The organism is Pseudomonas sp. PA-4-8C (assembly GCF_021606625.1).
Lineage (GTDB): Bacteria > Pseudomonadota > Gammaproteobacteria > Pseudomonadales > Pseudomonadaceae > Aquipseudomonas > Aquipseudomonas lactis.
Window position 1 is genome coordinate 1 of record NZ_WKCD01000339.1, and the last position, 5,274, is coordinate 5,274.

At 60.4% G+C, this 5,274-nt stretch carries 3 protein-coding genes, 1 tRNA gene and 1 pseudogene; 4 read left to right on the top strand and 1 reads right to left on the bottom strand.

Annotated elements, in window-relative coordinates:
• Positions 1–863 (top strand): proline--tRNA ligase (gene proS / locus GIW04_RS27510; protein ID WP_236479394.1); only part of this gene is annotated, 863 nt, incomplete at its 5' end.
• A 20-nt stretch (positions 864–883) separates the two neighbouring features.
• Entirely contained in the window at positions 884–1,837 is a 954-nt protein-coding gene (locus GIW04_RS27515) for a hypothetical protein (protein ID WP_120248578.1), read from the top strand.
• A 129-nt stretch (positions 1,838–1,966) separates the two neighbouring features.
• Here the strand turns inward: GIW04_RS27515 and dinB are convergent, their stop codons facing one another.
• A complete protein-coding gene (dinB, locus tag GIW04_RS27520; protein ID WP_003193948.1) occupies positions 1,967–3,025 on the bottom strand; it encodes a DNA polymerase IV in 1,059 nt (352 codons plus the stop codon).
• Between the two features lie 278 nt (positions 3,026–3,303).
• Between dinB and GIW04_RS27525 the strand changes: the two genes are divergently transcribed.
• Together GIW04_RS27525 and GIW04_RS27530 are read left to right on the top strand one after the other, a co-directional pair.
• Positions 3,304–3,380, top strand: a tRNA-Met gene (locus GIW04_RS27525).
• 280 nt (positions 3,381–3,660) lie between these two features.
• Positions 3,661–5,274 (top strand): annotated as a pseudogene (locus tag GIW04_RS27530) (lysylphosphatidylglycerol synthase domain-containing protein); the annotation flags it as partial.

The following is a 5,274-nucleotide window of genomic DNA, read 5'->3' on the forward strand; positions in this document are numbered from 1 at the left end:
CCGAAGAAGAAGGCAAGCTGATCGCCCTGGTGATCCGTGGCGACCACGAGCTCAACGAAATCAAGGCCGCCAACCAGCCTGGCGTAGCCAGCCCGCTGGTCATGGCCACCGATGCCGAACTGCGCGACGCCATTGGCGCCGGTGCCGGTTCCCTCGGCCCGCTGAACCTGCCGCTGCCGATCATCATCGACCGTTCGGTAGAGCTGATGAGCGACTTCGGTATCGGCGCCAACATCGACGACAAGCACTACTTCGGCGTGAACTGGGAGCGTGACCTGCCGGTTCCGACCGTGGCCGACCTGCGCAACGTCGTGGCCGGCGACCCGAGCCCGGATGGCAAGGGCACCCTGGAGATCAAGCGCGGCATCGAAGTCGGGCACATCTTCCAGCTGGGCAACAAGTACAGCAAGGCGATGAAGTGCGAAGTACTGGGCGAGAACGGCAAGCCGATCACCCTGGACATGGGCTGCTACGGCATCGGCGTGTCCCGCGTGGTTGCCGCTGCCATCGAGCAGAACAACGACGAGAAAGGCATCATCTGGAGTGACGCCCTGGCGCCGTTCCAGGTGGCCCTGGTGCCGTTGCGCTATGAAACCGAGCAAGTGCGCGAAGCCACTGACAAGCTGTACGCGGAGCTCACCGCTGCCGGTTTTGAAGTGCTGCTCGATGACCGGGACAAGAAAACCAGCCCGGGCATCAAGTTCGCCGACATGGAACTGATTGGCATCCCGCACCGGATCGTGGTCAGTGACCGCGGCCTGGCGGATGGCAATCTGGAATACAAGAGCCGGACCGAAGCCGAAGCCCAACCGTTGCCGGTGGCTGACGTGCTGTCTTTCCTCCAGGCGCGTATTCGTCGCTGAAAACCAGATCAAGAGAAGTCATGTTCAAGCGAAACACCAGAGCCCTGGGGGGCGCCGCCTTGTGCGGCGCCCTGCTGGTCAGCGGCTGCGCCAATCAGATGTCGCAACGCAGCGAGCACGAGGAGCGGGTCGAGCGTAAGTTGCTCGACCACAGCCTGCAGATCGATGTAGGCGAACCCAAAGTGTTGGAGCTGCCGCAACGCCGGGTTCGCATTCATGAGCAGAAGACCTTCGAGGTCACCGAATTCGAAGTCACCCGTCGCTACGACCGCTACACGCCCTACCAGCCTTGGCGCAAACTCTATGAGATGCCCCTGGGTGCCGTGGCGTTGGTGGCGGGCGTGGGTGCCAACGTGGCGAACATCTTCGCCCTCGGCAACCTGCCCACGAGCGTGACCCGTGACTGGTTGAGCTACGGCGTGGACGGCATCAACCCGTTCATGAACGTGCAATCCCACGGCCGTGCGCAACAGAACCTGGCCGCTATCGATGAAGTCCAGCGTGACAAGCGCCTGGAGTATTCGAGCCTGCCCTGGAGCGAGCGCCCGGTACAAGTCACCGCCGGCAAGCAGACCCACGAACTGACCACGGACCGCAACGGCATACTGCGCCTGAACCTGTTGGACAGCCCGTTTGCCGAGCAAGACCTGAACCGCGTCACCACGCTGAAAATCAGTGTGGAGGATGGCCAGGACGACGTGCATACCGACTCGACCCTGGCGGTCAGCAACACGCTGCGCAGCAAGTTGCTCGAAGCCCATGCCCTGATCTACGACGACCTGGAAGATGACGAAGTGAACCAGTGGGTACACCGGGTCAAACGCTTGTCGGAGCTGGGCCTGGAAGAAGAAGCCAGCGAGCTGGAACAAAGCCTGATTGAACTGACGCGCAATGATCCGGAGTTGCAGCAGGAGTTTGTGCAGGCGTTGACCAAGGATGGGGGGCGGTTAGTCGCCGATCCTGGCGCACGCTGATCGTGCAATACCTGTGAAGATCAAACTGTGGGAGCTGGCTTGCCTGCGATAGCGGTGTATCAGTTAAAGCATTCTTGACTGACACTCCGCTATCGCAGGCAGGTCAGCTCCCACATTTGTTTCGGGTTTTTACCAGGAAAACTCGAGCTGTTCGTTGCCGCCGCTCAGGTCTAGCAACCGTACGCCTATCCCCAGCAACCGCACCGGCTTGCCCCCGCGATTGAACGCCTGGGTCATCAACTGTTCATAACTCTCCAGATCCCGCCCTGCCCCGGCCTGCTCCAGCGTCGTCTGGGTAAAGTCATGAAACTTAACTTTGACGAACGGCTTGCCCGCACGGTAGCTGCTGTCGATACGCGCCATGCGCCCGGCCAGGGTTTCCATCAGTTCCGGCAGTTTCGCCAGGCAACTTGAAAGGTCCGGCAGGTCCACGTCGAAGGTATTTTCTACACTGATGGATTGCCGACGGCTGTCATTTTGCACCACGCGATCATCAATCCCACGCGCCAAGCTCCACAGGCGCTCGCCAAAACTGCCGAATTCGCGCACCAGTGCCAGTTTGTTCCAGTCGCGCAATTGCAGGCAGTCTTCGATGCCCAGGCGCGCCAGCTTGTCGGCGGTGACCTTGCCCACGCCATGCAGCTTGCTGACACGCAACTGCGAGACAAAGTCTTCGACTTGGTCCGGCGTGATCACGAACAGGCCGTTGGGTTTTTTCCAGTCGCTGGCGATCTTGGCCAAAAACTTGTTGGGCGCCACGCCGGCCGACACGGTGATATGCAACTGGTTAGAAACCCGGCGCCGAATGTCCTGAGCAATACGCGTGGCGCTGCCGCCAAAATGCGGGCTGTCAGACACGTCGAGGTAAGCCTCATCCAGCGACAACGGCTCGATCAAGTCGGTGTAGTCGCGGAAGATCAGTTGGATTTCTTTCGACGCTTCTTTATAGGCATCCATGCGCGGCTTAACAATGGTCAAGTCCGGGCAGAGCTTCAAGGCATGACGTGACGACATCGCCGAACGCACCCCATACGCTCGCGCCTCGTAGTTGCAGGTAGCGATCACCCCCCGCCGGTCCGCCGAACCGCCCACCGCCAAGGGCTTTTGCGCCAGGCTCGGGTCGTCACGCATCTCGATGGCGGCGTAGAAGCAATCACAGTCAACGTGGATGATTTTGCGCTGCGTCATATAAACGGGGTGTGAACCAACGGGTGGCCAGTATCGCATTCACACCTGTATATAGCACCAGTAGTTTGATTCTTCCTTCCAAGTGGTAGGAAGTTTCCTTGATGAATTTATTTTTTCAATCGAATTCGGGCTTCCGATAGAGCTGAAAGCCTTGGCCTGACTGGCCCAGAGCACTTCACGCCCCCTCTTTGGAGAGCTAACCGATTGAACCACAAGCGCTTTTGTTTGATTCACAGGTTGACACACTCGCGTTCCTCTGTAGAATGCCGACACACAGACGCGGGATGGAGCAGTCTGGTAGCTCGTCGGGCTCATAACCCGAAGGTCGTCGGTTCAAATCCGGCTCCCGCAACCAAACATCAAAAAAGGCTACTCGAAAGAGTGGCCTTTTTTGTATCTGACGAAAAAGTTCTTCTGAAACAATGGCATGGCATCTTTCATGAAACCGTAGACGGTTTGCAGAGTCCATCTCATTGCACGCTATGCTCACTGCTCAAGCGCTCCCCCTCTACGACCAATGGCCGCAGTCGCCGCGCCCGGTGATCCGCGTTAATATTTGTAATTATTTTGTCCATAGGGATTGGTAACTTGGCTGGATACCTCCATCCTGTCGCGCACAATCCACGAGGTGATTGATGCGCGCCAACTCGTCTGAACCACAAGACACCGTCACAGCAGAACAACCGATCACTCCCACCCGTTTGCGGTGGCTGGACCTGTTGAGCAAATACCGCCAGCCCATCGGCCTGGCCGTGACGCTTCTGCTGTTTGCAATCGCTCTGATCGCCTGCCGGCACCTGCTGCTGGAGCTGGACCTCTACGCCCTGCACGATTCGATCCTGGAAGTGCCCAAGCCGGCCCTATTGGGGGCCTTTGCGGCGGCGGTCGCCGGTTTTGTAATCCTGCTCGGCTATGAGTTCTCCGGCGCGCGTTATGCCGGCGTGCAATTGCCCGCCAAGACCCTGGCCCTGGGTGGTTTCACCGCCTTTGCTATCGGCAACGCCATTGGCTTGTCGATGCTCTCGGGGGGTTCGGTGCGTTACCGTTTATATGCACGGCATGGCATCGGCGCCTCGGAAGTGGCGCACATGACCGTATTCGCCAGCCTGGCCCTTGGCTGTGCCCTGCCGCCGCTGGCCGCGCTGGCCACGTTGAGCAACTTGCCGGCCGCTTCCACTTACCTGCATTTATCGCAAAGCCTGCTCGGTGGCATTGCCGGCGCCGTGCTGCTGTTGTCGGTGCTGCTGTGCATCGGCATCTATCGCCGCCGCCTGCCGGAACAGCCCTACCCCGACAACCTGCTGGTCAAGGCCGGGCGCCGTACCCTGCGCCTGCCAGGCCGACGCCTGACGTTCCTGCAACTGATCATCACCGCACTGGACGTCGCCGCGGCCGCTACCGTGCTGTATCTGCTGTTGCCGGAAGCGCCGCCCTTCGGCCCGTTCCTGTTGGTGTACCTGCTGGCCCTGGCCGCCGGTGTGCTCAGCCATGTGCCGGGCGGCGTGGGCGTATTCGAAGCGATCCTGCTGGCGGCCTTTGCCGACAAACTCGGTGCCGCGCCCCTGGCCGCGGCCTTGCTGCTGTACCGCATGATCTACGTGGTGCTGCCTCTGCTGATCGCCTGTGTGTTCCTGCTGGTCAACGAGGCCCAGCGCCTGTTCCAGACCCAGCAGAGCCTGCGGGTAGCGTCGGGGCTGGCAGCGCCAGTATTGGCCGTCCTGGTTTTTTTGTCCGGCGTGGTCCTGCTGTTTTCCGGCGCCACGCCAGAAATCGACTCACGCCTGGAAAACATCGGCTTCCTGATCCCTCATCGTCTGATTGACGCGTCGCACTTCGGTGCCAGCCTGATCGGCGTGTTGTGCCTGTTGCTCGCCCAGGGCCTGCGCCGGCGGTTGTCGGCCGCCTGGATGCTGACCATGGTGTTGCTGCTGGTTGGCGCCCTGCTCTCGCTGCTTAAAGGCTTCGACTGGGAAGAAGCCAGCCTGATGACCATGACCGCAGTGCTGCTGGCCATCTTCCGCCGCTCGTTCTACCGCGCCAGTCGCCTGACCGAGTTGCCGTTTTCGCCGCTGTACCTGGTGGCCAGTGTGTGTGTGCTCGGTGCCTCGATCTGGCTGCTGCTGTTTGCCTATCAGGACGTGCCCTACAGCCATCAACTCTGGTGGCAGTTCACCCTCGACGCCAACGCCCCACGTGGCTTGCGTTCGCTTCTCGGCGCCGCCGTGTTGCTGGTGATCGTGTCGCTGACC

What these genes read in the sequence shown, in the direction of transcription:
- GIW04_RS27515 (WP_120248578.1), top strand. Translation starts at nt 884, where the DNA reads ATGTTCAAGCGAAACACCAGAGCCCTGGGGGGCGCCGCCTTGTGCGGC.
- dinB (WP_003193948.1), bottom strand. Translation starts at nt 3,025, where the DNA reads ATGACGCAGCGCAAAATCATCCACGTTGACTGTGATTGCTTCTACGCC.